Source organism: Streptomyces sp. NPDC042336, from assembly GCF_055581985.1.
In genome coordinates, this window is record NZ_JBVJEA010000001.1 from 1 (window position 1) to 17080 (window position 17080).

General features: G+C 72.5%; 14 protein-coding genes and 1 rRNA gene. 8 read left to right on the plus strand and 7 right to left on the minus strand.

What is annotated here, in order from left to right:
• Positions 1–158: 158 nt before the first annotated feature.
• A 5S ribosomal RNA gene (gene rrf, locus ACZ6IM_RS00005) occupies positions 159–275 on the plus strand.
• A 101-nt stretch (positions 276–376) separates the two neighbouring features.
• Here rrf and ACZ6IM_RS00010 read toward each other — a convergent pair.
• From ACZ6IM_RS00010 to ACZ6IM_RS00030, 5 genes are read right to left on the minus strand one after another with little or no spacing between them, the layout of a single operon-like run.
• On the minus strand, positions 377–1687 hold the full coding sequence (locus ACZ6IM_RS00010; protein WP_469553380.1) for a DUF58 domain-containing protein: 1311 nt from the start codon (positions 1685–1687) through the stop codon (positions 377–379).
• Entirely contained in the window at positions 1687–2676 is a 990-nt protein-coding gene (locus ACZ6IM_RS00015; protein ID WP_469554232.1) for an AAA family ATPase, read from the minus strand. Before ACZ6IM_RS00015 ends, ACZ6IM_RS00010 begins: the two co-directional genes overlap by 1 nt.
• The gene (locus ACZ6IM_RS00020) at positions 2676–3893 is read right to left on the minus strand and encodes a DUF4350 domain-containing protein (RefSeq protein ID WP_469553382.1); all 1218 of its coding nucleotides are present in this window, start codon (positions 3891–3893) and stop codon (positions 2676–2678) included. The genes ACZ6IM_RS00015 and ACZ6IM_RS00020 overlap by 1 nt, the downstream gene beginning before the upstream one ends.
• Positions 3890–4639, minus strand: coding sequence for a DUF4129 domain-containing protein (locus ACZ6IM_RS00025; protein ID WP_052843739.1), 750 nt, complete (start codon positions 4637–4639; stop codon positions 3890–3892). The genes ACZ6IM_RS00020 and ACZ6IM_RS00025 overlap by 4 nt, the downstream gene beginning before the upstream one ends.
• A gap of 4 nt (positions 4640–4643) precedes the next feature.
• The gene (locus ACZ6IM_RS00030) at positions 4644–6026 is read right to left on the minus strand and encodes a DUF7847 domain-containing protein (protein ID WP_052843740.1); all 1383 of its coding nucleotides are present in this window, start codon (positions 6024–6026) and stop codon (positions 4644–4646) included.
• A 140-nt stretch (positions 6027–6166) separates the two neighbouring features.
• On the opposite strand from ACZ6IM_RS00030, the gene mtnA reads away from it, so the two are divergent.
• The 7 genes from mtnA (at position 6167) to ACZ6IM_RS00065 (ending at position 14909) form a co-directional block, all read left to right on the plus strand.
• Positions 6167–7309: an S-methyl-5-thioribose-1-phosphate isomerase gene (gene mtnA, locus ACZ6IM_RS00035; protein ID WP_052843741.1), complete on the plus strand. Its 1143-nt coding sequence runs from the start codon at positions 6167–6169 to the stop codon at positions 7307–7309.
• 4 nt (positions 7310–7313) lie between these two features.
• The gene (gene mtrA, locus ACZ6IM_RS00040) at positions 7314–8003 is read left to right on the plus strand and encodes a two-component system response regulator MtrA (protein ID WP_193776289.1); all 690 of its coding nucleotides are present in this window, start codon (positions 7314–7316) and stop codon (positions 8001–8003) included.
• Position 8004: 1 nt separating this feature from the next.
• Positions 8005–10080, plus strand: a complete 2076-nt coding sequence (mtrB, locus tag ACZ6IM_RS00045) for a two-component system sensor histidine kinase MtrB (protein WP_052843742.1) — start codon at positions 8005–8007, stop codon at positions 10078–10080.
• A complete protein-coding gene (locus tag ACZ6IM_RS00050) occupies positions 10070–11917 on the plus strand; it encodes an LpqB family beta-propeller domain-containing protein (RefSeq protein WP_052843743.1) in 1848 nt (615 codons plus the stop codon). Before mtrB ends, ACZ6IM_RS00050 begins: the two co-directional genes overlap by 11 nt.
• 79 nt (positions 11918–11996) lie before the next feature.
• Positions 11997–12911: a ComF family protein gene (locus ACZ6IM_RS00055; protein ID WP_052843744.1), complete on the plus strand. Its 915-nt coding sequence runs from the start codon at positions 11997–11999 to the stop codon at positions 12909–12911.
• A gap of 312 nt (positions 12912–13223) precedes the next feature.
• Positions 13224–13916 carry a ribosome hibernation-promoting factor, HPF/YfiA family gene (gene hpf, locus ACZ6IM_RS00060; RefSeq protein WP_016326377.1) on the plus strand — a complete coding sequence of 231 codons (693 nt, stop codon included), beginning with the start codon at positions 13224–13226 and terminating at the stop codon, positions 13914–13916.
• A gap of 228 nt (positions 13917–14144) precedes the next feature.
• Positions 14145–14909, plus strand: a complete 765-nt coding sequence (locus ACZ6IM_RS00065; RefSeq protein ID WP_052843745.1) for a response regulator — start codon at positions 14145–14147, stop codon at positions 14907–14909.
• A gap of 61 nt (positions 14910–14970) precedes the next feature.
• Here the strand turns inward: ACZ6IM_RS00065 and ACZ6IM_RS00070 are convergent, their stop codons facing one another.
• Together ACZ6IM_RS00070 and ACZ6IM_RS00075 are read right to left on the minus strand one after the other, a co-directional pair.
• The gene (locus tag ACZ6IM_RS00070; RefSeq protein ID WP_469553389.1) at positions 14971–16146 is read right to left on the minus strand and encodes a winged helix-turn-helix domain-containing protein; all 1176 of its coding nucleotides are present in this window, start codon (positions 16144–16146) and stop codon (positions 14971–14973) included.
• 119 nt (positions 16147–16265) lie between these two features.
• A complete protein-coding gene (locus tag ACZ6IM_RS00075; protein ID WP_052843747.1) occupies positions 16266–16835 on the minus strand; it encodes a GNAT family N-acetyltransferase in 570 nt (189 codons plus the stop codon).
• Positions 16836–17080 lie beyond the last annotated feature (245 nt).

A 17080-nucleotide genomic window follows, 5' to 3' on the forward strand; every position in this document is an offset into this window, starting at 1 on the left:
GTTGATAGGCCGGATCTGGAAGCACCGTGAGGTGTGGAGGTGACCGGTACTAATAGGCCGAGGGCTTGTCCTCAGTTGCTCGCGTCCACTGTGTTGGTTCTGAAACCACGAACAATCTGACTGTGTTGGTCACCGGTTGGTTGTCTGTTTCATAGTGTTTCGGTGGTCATAGCGTAGGGGAAACGCCCGGTTACATTTCGAACCCGGAAGCTAAGCCTTACAGCGCCGATGGTACTGCAGGGGGGACCCTGTGGGAGAGTAGGACGCCGCCGAACAATTATTACGGGAAAGCCCCGCACCGGGAACGGTGCGGGGCTTTCTGCGTTTAGGGGTCATTGGGTTTTGCTTTGGGCGGGGCCTTTTGGCCCCGCCGTCTTTACAGGCGGCCTGCCGCTTTGAGCTCCAGGTAGGCGTCTGCGAGTGCCGGGGGAAGCTCGTCGGGGGTGGCGTCGACGACCGTCACGCCGTGCCGGCGTAGTTGGTCGGCGATGTGACGGCGTTCCGACTGAGCCTGTGCGGCCGCCGCGGCCTCGTAGACGGCGTCCGGGTCGCCGCGGGCTTCGGCCATCCGCGCGACGTGCGGGTCGGCGACCGAGGCCACGAGGACCGAGTGGCGCTGGGTCAGTTGAGGCAGGACAGGGAGTAGCCCCTCCTCGATCGGGGCCGCGTCGAGGGTCGTGAACAGCACGATCAGGGACCGGCGGGGAGCCGAGCGGAGCGCGGTGGCGGTGAGACCGCGCGCGTCGGTCTCCACCAGCTCCGGCTCCAGGGTCGCCATGGAGTTGACCAGGGAGGGAAGGACGTCACCCGCCGTACGGCCCTGGACCCGGGCGCGTGCCCGGCGGTCGTAGGCGAGGAGGTCGACGCGGTCGCCCGCGCGGGAGGCCAGGGCGGCCAGGAGCAGAGCGGCGTCCATGGCGGCGTCGAGGCGAGGGGCGTCGCCCACACGACCGGCCGAGGTACGGCCGGTGTCGAGGACGAGCAGGATGCGCCGGTCGCGTTCCGGGCGCCAGGTGCGTACGGCGACGGTGGAGTGGCGGGCGGTCGCGCGCCAGTCGATGGAGCGGGTGTCGTCGCCGGGGACGTACTCGCGCAGGCTGTCGAACTCCGTTCCCTCCCCGCGGGTGAGGACGCTGGTGCGGCCGTCGAGTTCGCGGAGTCGGGACAGCTTGGAGGGGAGGTGCTTGCGGCTGGTGAACGGCGGGAGGACGCGTACCGTCCAGGGGACCCGGTGGGTGCCTTGGCGGGTGAGGAGCCCCAGGGGGCCGTAGGACCGGATGGTGACGCGGTCCGCGTGGCGGTCGCCGCGACGGGTGGGGCGCAGGCGGGTGGTCACGCGGCGGCGTTCGCCGGCGGGCACCGTCAGGCTGTGGCGGGAGGCCGTCGGCTCGGTGCCGGGCCGCCAGCTGCTGGGCGGCCACGCGTCGCGCAGGCGGGCCCTGAGCGGGCGGCCCGACGGATTGGTGACCGTCAGGGTCACGTCGGCGGTCTCGCCCAGACGGGCGTGCGTGTCGCCGGAGCGGGTGAGGCCGAGGCGGCGTACGGGGGCGGCCAGGGCGAAGTCGCAGGCGCAGGCCGCGGCCAGCGGCGCGTTGACCGCGAGGATGCCCGTCCAGCTGGGGTCCCAGATGCCGACGGGGACGGAGGCCAGGGCCGCGATGAGCGCGGCGCGTCCGGTGAGTGCCATCAGCGGGGAACGGGGACGTGGGCGAGGATCGCGTTGATGACCGAGTCCGTGGTGACGCCCTCCATCTCGGCCTCGGGGCGGAGCTGTACGCGGTGCCGGAGGGTGGGGAGGGCCAGGGCCTTCACATCGTCCGGGGTGACGTAGTCGCGGCCCGTCAGCCAGGCCCACGCGCGGGAGGTCGACAGCAGGGCCGTGGCTCCGCGCGGGGAGACGCCGAGGGTGAGGGACGGCGACTCGCGGGTGGCGCGGCAGATGTCGACGACGTAGGCGGTGATCTCCGGGGAGACGGTCGTCTTGGCGGCCTCCGCGCGGGCGGCCTCCAGGTCGGCGGCGCTCGCGACGGGGCGTACGCCGGCGGCGTGCAGGTCGCGCGGGTTGAAGCCGGCGGCGTGGCGGGTGAGGACGTCGATCTCGTCCTGGCGGGTGGGGAGCGGCACGGTGAGTTTGAGGAGGAAGCGGTCCAGCTGGGCTTCGGGGAGGGGATAGGTGCCCTCGTACTCGACCGGGTTCTGGGTGGCCGCGACGAGGAAGGGCTCGGGGAGCGGGCGGGGCGTGCCGTCCACCGTGACCTGGCGTTCCTCCATGGCTTCGAGGAGGGAGGACTGGGTCTTCGGGGGCGTGCGGTTGATCTCGTCGGCGAGCAGCAGGTTGGTGAAGACCGGGCCGGGCTGGAAGGAGAACTCGGTGGTGCGGGCGTCGTAGACCAGCGAGCCGGTGACATCGCTCGGCATGAGGTCGGGGGTGAACTGGACGCGCTTGGTGTCGAGTTCGGTCGCTGCGGCGAGGGTGCGGACGAGCAGGGTCTTGGCGACTCCGGGGACGCCTTCCAGCAGGACGTGGCCGCGGCACAGGAGTGCCACCACGAGACCGGTCACGGCGGCGTCCTGGCCGACCACGGCCTTGGCGATCTCGGCGCGCAGGGCTTCGAGGGCGGCGCGGGCGTTGCCCGGGGCCGCGGTCCGCCCGGCGTTGTCAGTGGTCGGGTCCATCATGGACGGCGTACCTCTCTTTCGAGGGCGTCGAGTTGGTCGGCGAGTGCGATGAGGGCCGCGTCGTCGCCGGGCGGCGGGCCGAAGAGGAGGGTGTGCAGGGTCTGTCCGTCGCCATGTGCGCCGTGGAGATGGGCGGACAGGGCGGGGAGCAGGGACTCGGGTGTGTGCGCCTGGGTGACGGGGACGCCTACGAGAGGGGCGAGGCGGGTGCGGGTGGCGGAGCGAAGAGCGGTGGCGGCGCGGTCGCGGGCGTTCGCCTTGCGGTAGAGGCGGGCGCGGCCTTCGACGGTTTCGGAGGCGCGGATCGCGACGGGGAGTTTTTCGGGCACCAGGGGGCCGAGTCGGCGTGCCCGCCACAGGGCGGCGAGGGCGGCGGCGATGAAGAGCTGCAGGGTGCCCCAGAGCCAGCCGGACGGGAGCAGGTCGAAGAAGCCGCGTTCGTCGTCCGGGTCCGGGAGGTCGGAGAGGGAGGGGAGGTACCAGACCAGGTGGTCGCGGGAGCCGAGGAGTTGGAGGGCGAGCGAGGCGTTGCCGTGCTCGTCGAGGTGGTTGTTGAAGAGGATGTCCCGGGCGCCGAGGACGACGGTGTCGCCCGTGGTGCCCGCCGCGGACGCCTTCGTGGGCGGGTCGGGGATGCGCAGGAGGGTGGCCAGGCGTCGGCTGGGGTAGCAGGTGTCGGCTTCGAGGTGGGTGCTGTAGCGGATGCCGCCCGTGTCGGCGTTGCCCGCGCGCCGTGCGGCGGGCAGGTCGCAGGCGGGGGCCAGCGTCGAGTCGAAGCTGAGTGCGGGGTCGGCGGTGACGCCGGGGGCGAGGCGTTCGACGGCACCGCCGCCGGGGGCGACGAGTACGGTGCGTCCACCGGAGCCGGTCGTCGCCGAGCGCAGCCGCGTCTGCTGGCGTTCCGTCAGGAGGTCGGGCACGGCGACCAGCAGGGTCGTGTCGGGACCGGTCGCGGCCCGCGCTTCGTCCAGGGTGGTGATCACGCGCGTGGAGACCCCACGGTCGGCGAGGAGTTCGGCGACGGCGCGGCTGCCGTAGGGGTCGGCGGAGCGCGGGTCGAGTTCCCCGTGCCGGGCGTCGGAGCGGACGACCGCGATCGCGACGGCCCCGGCGAGCAGGAGGACGAGGGCGAGCGCGATGCCCCGCGCGCGGGTCCACACCTGGCGGGCGGTGGGCGAGGCCGCGGTGGTGGGGAGCGTGGCCTCGGTGGTCATTCGGCGGCTCCCCGGCGGGTGTCCCGGTCCGCGTCCCCCGTGGGTCCGCCGGCCGCGCTGCTCGTGAGGTGCGGCTTGCTGCGTTCCAGGTCGTGGTCGAGTTCGGTGAGGCGCCGGTACGACTGTTCGCTGCCGGGCCGGCCGCCGTACGCGACGTCGTCGAAGTCCCGTGCGGCCGCGCGCAGCCGGTCTCTGTGGGCGGGCAGGGCGCGGCCTGCCTCGGTGGCCGCCTCGTCGGCGGTGCGGCCGGGGCGGATGTCGAGCAGGGCGCGTTCCTCAAGGGCGCGGACGACGGCCCGCATGCGGTCCTGGACGGCCTGGTTCCAGTGCCCTTGGGCGGCGTGCGCCTCGGCGGCGGCGCGGTGGTCGGCGGCGCTGCGGGGACGGTCGTCGAAGAGGGCGGGGGCGGAGACGGGCCCGCGGCGTGGGGTGCCCAGGCGCCACCAGAGGGCGCCCAGCACCGCCACGACGGCCACGATGACGACGACCAGGCCGAGCGTCCCCCCGGGGGTCGCGGTGGACGCCTTGCCGAACAGTTCCTCGACCCAGTCCCAGAAGGCGTTCAGGGCCCGCTGGAACCAGCCGGGGTCGTTCTCGTGGTACATGCGTTTGGACAGTTCGCGCCGTGCGGCCTCCCGTGCGGGGTCGCGCGGGATCGTCACCGGCGGTTCGTCGCCGGAGCGCGACACCGTTCCTACGGCTGCGCGTGACAGCACCTCTGTGAGAACTCCCCCCGCCGGAATCACTCCGTCAGCTCCCCGGAACCGCGCCGGAGGCTCCGGAGCCCTGGGAGCCGGCGGCACGGGCCAGTTCGAGGTCGAGGGCCTCGCGGCGGATGCGCTGGTCGATGTAGAGCAGTACGGTCACGCCCGCCGTGATCGGGAAGGTGATCATGGAGCCGATCACCGAGCCGATGCCGCTGACGACGAGGAAGGTCCAGCCGAGGTCGCCGGTGCCCTCCAGGAAGCCGCCGACGCCGTCGCCGCCGAGGGTCGCGGCGAGGAAAGCGAAGGGGATCACGATGATGGACGCGACGACGTTGGCGATGACCGTGGCGAGCAACTGGATGCCGAAGACGCGCCACCAGGAGCCGCGCACCAGCTTCACCGAGCGGCCCATGGCCTTCTTGATGCCCTGCTTCTCGAGCATCAGCGCGGGGGAGGCCAGCGAGAAGCGGACCATGAGCCAGACCGCGACGACGCCGCCCGCCAGGAAGCCCAGAGCGGTCAGGGCCACTCCGGCCTCGCCGCCCGCGGTTGCCGTGACGAGGAGACCGGGTGTCATGCCGGCCGTGAGGAGCCCGGCGACGATGAGCAGCAGCAGGACGATCAGGCCGAACAGCTTCAGCACCTGGGGGCGGGCGTCCCGCCACGCCTCGCCGGTGGTCACCGGCCTGCCGAGTACGGCGCGGCTGGTGACGGTGGTAAGCAGGGCGGTGGCCAGTACGGTGCCGATCAGGGAGATCAGGAAGATGACGCCCGAGTTAATCGTGGTGTCGGCCAGCGCGTCACCGAGCTCGCTCAGGGTGGCGTCGGGGTCGTTGAGGGCCTCGCTGCTGGTGTCGTCCAGGACGAGGCCCTGGAGCAGCACGACGATGACCTCGGTGAAGATGGCGACGGTCAGGGAGATGCCGAGGACGGTGCGCCAGTAGGTGCGCATGGTGGAGACGGCGCCGTCGAGGATCTCGCCGACACCGAGCGGGCGGAGCGGGATCACGCCGGGCTTGGCCGCGGGCGGGGGGCCGCCCCAGCCGCCTCCCCAGCCGCCGGGTCCACCGGGGGCGCCGTAGCCTCCGCGCTGACCGCCGTAACCTCCGGGGCCTCCGTAGCCGCCGTAGCCGCCTCCGGGAGGTCCGGGGGGCGGGGTGCCCCAGCCCGGGCCCGGCGGCGGGGGAGGCGGAGCCTGGCCCCGGTCCGCGGGGCCGGTGGGCGCGGACCACTGGCCGGGGGGCGGCTGCTCCTTGGACCACTTCGTGCCGGGGCTCGTCGGTTCCGCGCCCGGCCGGTCCGCGGGCGGCGCGGGCTGATCGGGGCCGGCGGGGCGGTCGGCGGGCTCGGCGGGGCCGGACGCGCCGGGCTCGTGCCCGTCGGACGGGGCGGATCCGGGCGATGCCCAGCCCGGAGTGTCGTTCATCGTCGCTCCTTCACGGTGCCCGTCCGCGGTCGCGGCGGCAGGTTGGCAGCCATCGTGCCATGGGGGCGTCGGGTGCGGACCGGGCGCGGTAGGGGCTGCGCACCTTCAATTGTCCGTCGTACAGGGGGCAGACTGACCGCATGGCTGATCAGGACGCGCGAAACGGCGAGGACAAGCGGCCGACCGGGATACCGGTCCTTCGCTGGGAGGAACCCCCCGAGGGGCCGGTGCTGGTGCTGCTGGACCAGACCAGGTTGCCGGCCGAGGAGGTCGAGCTGGTCTGCACGGACCCGGCCGCGCTGGTGGAGGCGATCCGTTCGCTCGCCGTGCGCGGGGCACCGCTGCTGGGCATCGCGGGCGCCTACGGGGTCGCGCTCGCCGCCGTGCGCGGCTTCGAGGTCGAGGAGGCCGCGGCGGCGCTGGCGGGAGCCCGCCCGACCGCGGTGAACCTCGCCGTGGGTGTACGGCGGGCGCAGGGCGCGCACCAGGAGGCGCTGGCCAGGACCGGGGACACCCGGCAGGCCGCCGCGGCGGCGCTGGACGCGGCGCGGGCGCTGCACCAGGAGGACGCCCTGGCCAGCGCACGGATGGCCGCGCACGGGCTGGCGCTGCTCGACGAGCTGCTGCCCGCCGGAGGGCACCGGGTCCTCACGCACTGCAACACCGGTTCGCTGGTGTCGGGCGGCGAGGGGACCGCCTTCGCGGTGGCGCTCGCGGCGCACCGGTCGGGGCGGCTGCGACGCCTGTGGGTGGACGAAACGCGTCCCTTGCTGCAAGGTGCTCGCCTGACGGCATACGAGGCGGCCCGCAACGACATGGCGTACACCTTGCTCACCGACAACGCGGCGGGTTCGCTGTTCGCGGCGGGGGAGGTGGACGCGGTGCTGATCGGCGCGGACCGCATCGCGGCCGACGGTTCGGTGGCGAACAAGGTGGGGAGCTATCCGCTCGCGGTGCTCGCGCGGTACCACCACGTGCCGTTCATCGTGGTGGCGCCGGTCACGACGGTGGATCCGGACACACCGGACGGGGCGTCCATCGAAGTGGAACAGCGTCCCGGACATGAGGTGACCGAGGTCACAGCACCCCAGGTGCCGGTGGCGGGAGCGGGAGGCGGGATTCCGGTGGCACCCCTGGGGACCCAGGCGTACAACCCGGCGTTCGATGTGACTCCGCCCGAACTGGTGACGGCGATCGTCACCGAGGAGGGCGTGGTTTCGCCCGTGACGGCCGAGGCCCTGGCCGCGCTGTGTGCCAGGTCACGCCAGGTAACGATTAGCTAATGGGATGATGTCGTTTATGAAGGGACGAGTCCTTGTCGTCGACGACGACACCGCACTGGCCGAGATGCTCGGCATTGTGCTGCGTGGTGAGGGTTTTGAGCCATCTTTCGTAGCCGACGGCGACAAGGCGCTGGCCGCCTTCCGGGAGACCAAGCCCGACCTGGTACTGCTCGACCTGATGCTGCCTGGCCGGGACGGCATCGAGGTGTGCCGCCTGATCAGGGCGGAGTCGGGTGTGCCGATCGTGATGCTGACGGCGAAGAGTGACACCGTCGACGTCGTGGTGGGTCTGGAGTCGGGCGCCGACGACTACATCGTGAAGCCGTTCAAGCCGAAGGAGCTGGTGGCCCGTATCCGGGCGCGCCTGCGGCGGTCGGAGGAGCCGGCGCCGGAACAGCTCGCCATAGGCGACCTGGTCATCGACGTGGCCGGTCACTCCGTGAAGCGGGAGGGGCAGTCGATCGCGCTGACGCCGCTGGAGTTCGACCTGCTGGTGGCGCTGGCCCGCAAGCCGTGGCAGGTGTTCACGCGCGAGGTGCTCCTCGAGCAGGTCTGGGGCTACCGGCACGCCGCCGACACCCGCCTGGTCAACGTGCACGTCCAGCGGCTGCGCTCCAAGGTCGAGAAGGACCCGGAGAAGCCGGAGATCGTGGTGACCGTCCGCGGCGTCGGCTACAAGGCCGGACCGAGCTGACATGGCCAGGGACAGTGCCGCTTCGGCGCCCGGGTCCGGGGCCCGCGCCGGACGGCCTGTCGGCCACCGGAGCGCAGGCTCCCGCCTCTTCGGCCGAGTGCTGGAGGGCGGGCTGCTGCACGGCGGGGTGCAGGGCAGCCCGGTGCTCCGTCTGTTCATGCGCTGGGTGCGCCGTCCGCTGCTGCCGGTCATGCGGCTGTGGCGGCGCAACATCCAGCTCAAGGTCGTCGCGACCACGCTGCTGATGTCACTGGGCGTGGTGCTGCTGCTCGGCTTCGTGGTGATCGGGCAGGTACGCAACGGACTGCTGGACGCCAAGGTGAAGGCCTCCCAGAGCCAGGCCACCGGTGGCTTCACCGCGGCCAAGCAGAAGGCCGAGGAGGCGGCGAGCACCAACGGCGACGACAGCACCCCCGCGGACGGCCGTCCCTCGCAGAACGTCATCCAGTGGATGAGCGAGCTGGTGAAGTCGCTCTCCAGCGGCGGCCAGAGCGCCTTCGACGTGGTCACCCTGCCCATGGGCGGGGAGAGCGGCAGCGGACGCGGTCCGCGCGCCTCCGGATCGGTCGACTGGGCGGTCAGTGTCCCCGAGGGCCTGCGGGAGCGGATCGACGGCGACACCGCGGCCGCCCAGAGCTACACCCGGATCGTCTACAACTCCGACCAGGCGTCCCAGCCAGGACTGGTCATCGGCAAGCAGGTCAACGACCCGAACGGCGAGCCGTACCAGCTGTACTACCTCTTCCCGCTCACCCAGGAGGAGAAGTCGCTCAGCCTGGTCAGGGGCACCCTGGCGACGGCCGGGCTCTTCGTCGTCGTGCTGCTGGGGGCCATCGCCTGGCTCGTGGTGCGCCAGGTCGTCACGCCGGTGCGGATGGCGGCGAGCATCGCCGAGCGGCTGTCCGCGGGGCGGCTGCAGGAACGGATGAAGGTCACAGGCGAGGACGACATCGCCCGGCTCGGCGAGGCCTTCAACAAGATGGCGCAGAACCTGCAGCTGAAGATCAGCCAGCTGGAGGACCTGTCGCGGATGCAGCGGCGGTTCGTCTCCGACGTGTCGCACGAGCTGCGGACGCCGCTGACGACCGTACGGATGGCGGCCGACGTCATCCACGACGCGCGCGTGGACTTCGATCCGGTGACCGCGCGGTCGGCCGAACTGCTCGCCGACCAGCTGGACCGGTTCGAGACGCTCCTCGCGGACCTGCTGGAGATCAGCCGCTTCGACGCGGGCGCCGCGGCACTGGAGGCGGAGCCGATAGACCTCAGGGAGGTCGTACGGCGCGTCGTCAGCGGTGCGGAGCCGCTCGCGGAGCGCAAGGGCACGGGGATACGCGTCGTCGGCGACCAGCAGCCCGTCGTCGCCGAGGCGGACGCCCGGCGCGTGGAACGCGTGCTGCGCAACCTCGTCGTCAACGCCGTCGAGCACGGCGAGGGCCGGGACGTCGTCGTCAAGCTCGCCGCCGCCGGGGGCGCGGTCGCCGTCGCGGTGCGCGACTACGGCGTCGGACTCAAGCCGGGCGAGGCCACCCGGGTCTTCAGCCGCTTCTGGCGGGCCGACCCGGCACGCGCGCGTACCACCGGCGGTACCGGGCTCGGCCTGTCGATCGCCCTGGAGGACGCGCGGCTGCACGGCGGCTGGCTGCAGGCATGGGGCGAACCGGGAGGCGGCTCGCAGTTCCGGCTGACGCTGCCCAGGACCGCGGACGAGCCGCTCAGGGGTTCGCCGATACCGCTGGAGCCGACGGACTCGCGCCGCAACCGGGGGCTCCACGAGGCGGGCCTGGACTCCAGCGCGGTGGCGCACGGCGCGGACCGGCCCGTCGGAGTCCCGGCGCAGGCGTCGGCCGGGCAGGCCTCCTCGGTGCCCGCGCGGGGGCCGATAACGCCGCAGCAGGCCGCGGTGGCCCCCACGGCCGATCCGACGGCGCTGCCGGGCAACGGCGCGCGCGTGGTGCCGAGGCCCGTGTCGGGCGCGCGGAGACAGCACGGCGGGCCGGCACCGGAGGCGGCGGACCGCCCGGAGGCCGGCCCCGAGGACTCGAGCAGGCAAGGGGAGGCATCTCGTGGGCGCTGACCGCGGGAGGGGCGGTCGGCGCGGGCCGGTCCGCGTGGTGGCGTACGCCGTCGGCGGTGTCGTACTGCTGGCCGGGTGTGCGTCCATGCCCGACAGCGGGGACCTTCGGGGGGTGGAGTCCACGCCCCGGCAGGACCCGCAGGTGCGGGTGTTCGCGATGCCGCCGCAGGAGGACGCCCCGCCCTCCGACATCGTGCAGGGCTTTCTGGAGGCGCTGACCAGCGACGACCCGCACTACGAGACGGCGCGCAAGTACCTGACCGGCGCCGCCGCGAAGAACTGGCGGCCGGACGAGTCGGCGACGGTGCTCGCGGGCGGGCCCGGGACGGAGTCCGACCACTCGGGCAACCGAGAGGACGCCAACGACTACTCGGTGACCCTGACCGGCGCCAAGGTGGCCACGGTGGACGCCCAGCAGTCGTACTCGCCGGCCGAGGGCGCGTACCGCGAGTCGGTGCACCTCAGCCGGGACGGCAAGACCAAGCAGTGGCGCATCGACGTGCTGCCGCAGGGCGTCGTCATGGGCAAGTCCGACTTCCAGCGCAACTACATGTCGGTCAACCGGTACTACTTCGCCTCGAACACCGCGGTGCGCGCGGACACCGGGACCGGACCGGTGCGGGAGCCGGCCGCCGTCGCCGATCCCGTCTATGTGCGCCGGCGCGTGGATCCGATGACCCAGGTGGTGCGTTCCCTTCTCAGCGGGCCGACGAGCCTGCTGGGCCCGGTGGTCAGGTCCAGCTTCCCGACCGGGACGGCACTGGAGAAGAACGCCGGCGCGCTGACGCCCGACGACCGCAGCAAGCTGACCGTTCCGCTGAACGACAAGGCGGCCCGGGCCGGCGCGGACAAGTGCGACGAGATGGCCGCGCAGCTCCTCTTCACCCTGCAGAACCTCACCCCGGCGGTGGAGGAGGTCGAGCTGCGCGCGGGCGGCGAGAAGCTGTGTTCGCTCTCCGAGGACCGGGCCGAGACGGTGGCGACGCGCGGCTCGGCGCAGCGGCCCGACTACCTGTACTTCGTCGACGAGAAGGACCGCCTGGTGCGGATCGCCGCCGGCAGCAACGGGACCCGGGCCGAACCCGTGCCCGGTCCGCTGGGTGAGGGCAACCGTGCCCTGCGGTCGGTGGCGGTGTCGCGCGACGAACACAGCGCGGCCGGGATCGGTCTCGACAACAAGTCGCTGTACGTCGGTTCGCTGGTGTCGGGCGGTTCGCTCGGCGACCCCGTGCTGACCAGCCAGGGCAAGTCGGAGACGGACCGGCTGACCCCGCCCAGCTGGGACGCGCAGGGCGACGTGTGGATCGCCGACCGCAACCCGGCCGATCCGCGGTTGCTGCTGCTGAAGGACGGCGCGGGCGATCCGGTGGAGGTGCGGACACCGGGGCTCGACGGGCGCGTCCAGGCCGTGCGGGTGGCCGCCGACGGGGTGCGGATCGCGCTCGTCGTGGAGAAGGACGGCAAGCGGTCGCTGCTCATCGGACGGATCGAACGGGACGGGAAGGCGGGCGAACAGCCCGCGGTCACCGTGCTGGAACTGCGCTCCGCGACCCCCGAGCTGGAGGAGGTCACGGCCATGTCCTGGGCCGGTGACGCCCGGCTCGTGGTGGTCGGACGGGAGCGCGGGGGCGTCCAGCAGATCGGGTACGTCCAGGTGGACGGCTCGACGCCGGAGGCATCGGTGCCCGCGGCGCTGACCGGCGTCAAGGAGATCGCCGCGACCGAGGACGAGCGGCTGCCGCTGGTGGCGTACTCGGAGGACCTGATCGTGCGGCTGCCGTCCGGGCTCCAGTGGCAGAAGGTGACGGAGGGGACCGCGCCGGTCTACCCGGGGTGAGGGGTCGGGCCGCCGCACGGCCGGGCCGGGTTTTCCACAGGCCTGGCAGGGTTCCGCGGGCGTTGGCACAGTGGTGGCCATGCGGGGATTGCGGACGGTGCGGGCATGGTGGGCGGACCTCACGGACCTGGTGCTGCCGGCCGAGTGCGGTGGCTGCGGCAGGGCTCGCGAGGTGCTGTGCCCCCGGTGCCGTACGGCGCTGAGCGGGGACCCGCCGTGCCGCGTGCGTCCGGATCCGGAGCCGCCCGGCCTGCCCGTCGTCCACGCGGCCGCGCCGTACGCGGACGAGGTCCGGGCAGCGCTGCTGGCCCACAAGGAGCGGGGCGTGCTGGCCCTGGCGGCACCGCTCGGCGCGGCGCTGGCGGGAGCGGTGCGGGCGGGGCTCCGGGAGGCGTGGACGGCCGCCGGCACAGCGGGTGCCGGTGACGCGGGTGGCAGGCGGGTGCGGGGCCCGGTGCTGCTGGTGCCCGTGCCGTCGGCGCGCGGCGCGGTGCGCACCCGCGGGCACGACCCGGCGCGGCGGATCGCCCTGGCGGCCTCGGGGGAGCTGCGGCGCACCGGGGTGCCGGTCCGGGTGCTGGCGGTGCTGCGGCAGCGGCACGCCGTGGCCGACCAGTCGGGCCTGGACGCACGGCGGCGGCTGGACAACCTCGCGGGCGCGCTGGCGGTGGCTCCCGGCGGCGGCGGGCTGTTGCGCGGTGGTGGGGCGGTCGTCCTGGTCGACGACCTGATGACGACGGGGGCGTCGCTGGCCGAGGCCGCACGTGCGGTGCGCGCGGCGACCGCTGCCGCAGTCGAGCCGGGGGCGGGGTCCGGCACGTACGGGTCGGCGAGATCGGCTGTGTATCCGGCGGCGGCAGGGGAAGGCAGAGAAGAACGGAAGACCGGGCCCCGAACGGCGGGTCGGTACGGAGGCGGTGGCGTGATCCGTGGAGAGATCTGTGCGGCAGTGGTCGCGGCGTCACCAGATTCCTTCGAAACAAACCGGAACTGACTGAGAACTTAGGGCGTTGCAGGTAATGAGAAGGCCAATTCACCGGAACGGAGGTAAGCGGCGGTAGAGGGTGACGACATCCGCCCGGGCGAGATATGTTCGGTGTGAGGCAAAGCCGCAGGCCAGACCTCTCGAATCCGAATGCCGTGCTGCGGGTTTTACCGTCATCACCCGCACCGGTGGAGTGGAGATCCCGCCCGCGGGGGAGGAGGTGGACGTCACCGAGTCCGAGGTTCCGGGATGGACCGGAACCTGGTGCAAAAGGGAGATGCTCCGCCGTCGAAGCGGAGCGATCCGGGAACGGAGTTCTGCGTGGACATCGTCGTCAAGGGCCGCAAGACCGAGGTGCCCGAGCGGTTCCGGAAGCACGTGGCCGAGAAGCTGAAGCTGGAGAAGATCCAGAAGCTCGATGGCAAGGTGATCAGCCTCGACGTCGAGGTGTCCAAGGAGCCCAACCCCCGACAGGCCGACCGCTGTGACCGAGTGGAGATCACGCTCCGCTCCCGCGGTCCGGTGATCCGGGCGGAGGCGGCGGCGAGCGACCCCTACGCGGCGCTCGACCTGGCGGCGGAGAAGCTCGGCGCACGGCTGCGCAAGCAGCACGACAAGCGCTTCTCGCGCCGCGGCGCGCGCCGGATCTCGGCGGCCGAGGTCGCCGACCACGTACCCGGCGCGGCGACGCTCAACGGGAACGGCGACGTCGTCCCGACGGAGAAGCAGGACGGCGTACCCACCAAGAAGATCGGCTCGCTGGAGGTCCAGGGCGACGGCCCGCTCGTCGTCCGGGAGAAGACCCACGTGGCCGCACCGATGTCCCTCGACCAGGCGCTCTACGAGATGGAGCTGGTCGGGCACGACTTCTACCTGTTCGTCGACTCCGAGACGAAGGAGCCCAGCGTCGTCTACCGGCGGCACGCCTATGACTACGGCGTGATCCACCTGACCACGGACACGATGGTCACCCAGGCGCACGCTCCCGACGCGGGCGACGCGCTCGGCGGCTGACACACCCCGCCGGGTGACAGCGAGCCGGTGCCCCTGGAGCGCGTGTGCGCCCCCAGGGGCACCGGCGTGCGACGGTGCGTGAGGGTGTGCGACCCCAACGCTGCCCGTTCGGTCACCCCGCTGTCGGCCGGACATGGAATCATGGCGGCAACGGCCCAACCGGTGGGTCGTTGCTCTGGGTTGGCGATGGCTCAGGACCACGTGCCACAGCCTTCAGGGGGAGGAACGATGGCGGACAGTTTCGGACCGATGCGGAGCGCGGGCGTCGACCACGGGATCGACGACGGGGCATCCGGCATGGGCCCGGACGCGGACGCGGGCTCCGCGCGCGAGGAGCCGATCAGGGTGCTGGTCGTGGACGACCACGCCCTCTTCCGCCGCGGCCTGGAGATCGTGCTGGCGGCCGAGGAGGACATCCAGGTCGTCGGAGAGGCCGGTGACGGCGCCGAGGCCGTGGAGAAGGCCGCCGACCTGCTCCCGGACATCGTCCTGATGGATGTGCGGATGCCGAAGCGGGGCGGTATCGAGGCCTGCACCTCCATCAAGGAGGTGGCTCCCAGCGCCAAGATCATCATGTTGACGATCAGCGACGAGGAAGCCGACCTCTACGACGCGATCAAGGCGGGCGCCACCGGTTATCTCCTCAAGGAGATCTCGACGGACGAGGTGGCCACCGCCATTCGCGCGGTGGCCGACGGGCAGTCCCAGATCAGTCCCTCCATGGCGTCGAAACTGCTCACCGAGTTCAAGTCGATGATCCAGCGGACCGACGAACGCCGACTGGTGCCCGCGCCACGGCTCACGGACCGTGAGCTGGAAGTCCTCAAACTCGTCGCCACGGGAATGAACAACCGCGATATCGCGAAGGAACTGTTCATTTCCGAGAACACCGTGAAGAACCACGTGCGCAACATCCTGGAGAAGCTGCAGCTGCACTCCAGGATGGAGGCCGTGGTGTACGCGATGCGGGAGAAGATCCTCGAGATCCGCTGAGCCGCTCGTCGGTCACCGGTCTCCCGTATCCGGTCGTCGGTCTCTCCCTGCTGGTTCTCGGTCAAGCGAGCAGCCGGGCCAGCTCCCGGGTGAGGGGCTCGCGCAGATCCGGTGTCTCGACCCGCTCCACGCGTACGTCCGTGCAGTCCACCCAGCTCGCCGCCTCGACCAGGGCCTGGGCCACCGCCGGGGCCGCCTTCGGGCCGTCCAGCGTGACCTGCTTGGCGACCAGGGTGCGTCCCTCGCGGGCCGGGTCCACGCGGCCGACGAGCCGGCCGCCGGCCAGGACCGGCATCGCGAAGTAGCCGTGCACCCGCTTCTGCTTGGGCACGTAGGCCTCCAGCCGGTGGGTGAATCCGAAGATCCGCTCCGTGCGCGCCCGCTCCCAGATGAGGGAATCGAAGGGCGAGAGCAGCGTCGTGCGGTGACGGCCGCGCGGCGGAGTCTCCAGGGCCGCCGGGTCCGCCCAGGCCGGCCGGCCCCAGCCCTGCACGGTGACCGGCACCAGGCCCGAGTCGGCGATCACGGCGTCGACCTGCTCGGCCTTGAGACGGTGGTAGTCCGCGATGTCCGCGCGCGTGCCGACGCCCAGGGACTGACCGGCCAGGCGGACCAGCCGGCGCAGGCACTCGGTGTCGTCCAGGTCGTCGTGGAGCAGCGCGGCCGGGACCGCGCGCTCGGCCAGGTCGTACACCCGCTTCCAGCCGCGGCGCTCCACGCACACCACCTCGCCGTACATGAGCGCGCGCTCGACGGCGACCTTCGTGCCCGACCAGTCCCACCACTCGCTGGTCTTCTTCGCGCCGCCCAGGTCCGTCGCGGTGAGGGGGCCCTCGGTGCGGAGCTGCTTGACGACGCGGTCGTAGTCGCCGTCGGGGAGGTGGTGGTTCCAGTGCGGGCGGTTGCGGTACGCGCGGCGGCGGAAGGCGAAGTGGGGCCACTCCTCGATGGGGAGGATGCAGGCGGCGTGGGACCAGTACTCGAAGGCGTGGGTGTCCGTCCAGTACGCGTCGTCGACGGTCCGGCGGCCGACCGCGCCCAGGCGGGCGTACGGGACGAGTTCGTGGGACCGGGCGAGGACCGAGATGGTGTCGAGCTGCACCGCGCCCAGGTGACGGAGGACGCCGCGGACGCCCGCGCGGCGGTCGGGGGCGCCGAGGAAGCCCTGTGCGCGGAGGGCGAGGCGGCGGGCCTCGTCTGCGGACAGTTCCGTGGCGGGGGGCGGGAGGGTCGTCATACGTCCGCACGATAGGGGGTGGGTCTGACAGTGGGGGTGGGGTGCGGGCACCGGCCGGGTGCCGCCGCGCACCGGGAGAGGCACGACTGCCCGCCACTGCGCGGACGCACTGCCCGCAGCTACGCCGGTGCGGGCAAGTACGGGGACGTCGACGGGAGGGCGAGGTCTGAGGGGAGGAGGGAGCCGATCCAGCAGTCGCGGCGGACGCCCTTGTTGTTGATCGCGGAGCGCAATGTGCCCTCCATGGTGAAGCCCGCGCGTTGGGCCACCGCGCGGGAGGCCGTGTTGCCGACCTCGGCGCGCCACTCCAGGCGGTCCACGGCCCGCTCGGTGAAGGCCCAGCGGGCGACGGCGACGGCGGCCTCGGTGATGTGGCCCCGGCCGCGGTGCTCCTTGGCGCCCCAGAACCCGATCTCGCCGACGCCCAGGGAGACCATCGTGACGCCGAGCATGCCCACCAGGTCCCCGGCAGGGAGGAAGAGGCCGAAGGTGAACATCGAGTCGCTCGCCCAGCCGTCGGGGACCAGCTGCTCCGTGAAGCTCCGCGCGTGCTCCGGGAGGTAGGGCGAGGGGATCGTCGTCCAGCGCTGGATGTCCGGGTCCTGCGCGGCGGCGTACACGGCGTCGGTGTCCTGCGGGCCGACCGTGCGCAGGACGAGGCGGTCGGTGGTCAGAGTGACGGGTTCCATCGGCCGATTCTGTGCGGTGCCCGGTGGAGGCGCCAATGTTTTGCCGTCCGTGAACATCCGGTCACCTCGCGTGCGATTCGCCGGAAGAGGGCGGCACCATCCGCGGTGCCCGGACGTTGAAAGGGGTGACAGCAGACAGGGATGCTGGACGCAAGGAGTGGACGGTCCCCGTTGCGGCAGGCCTCCCGGGGCGGCGGGGTCCTCGCATACGATGGCCGTTGCTCAGTCCGTCACAGGAAACCGAC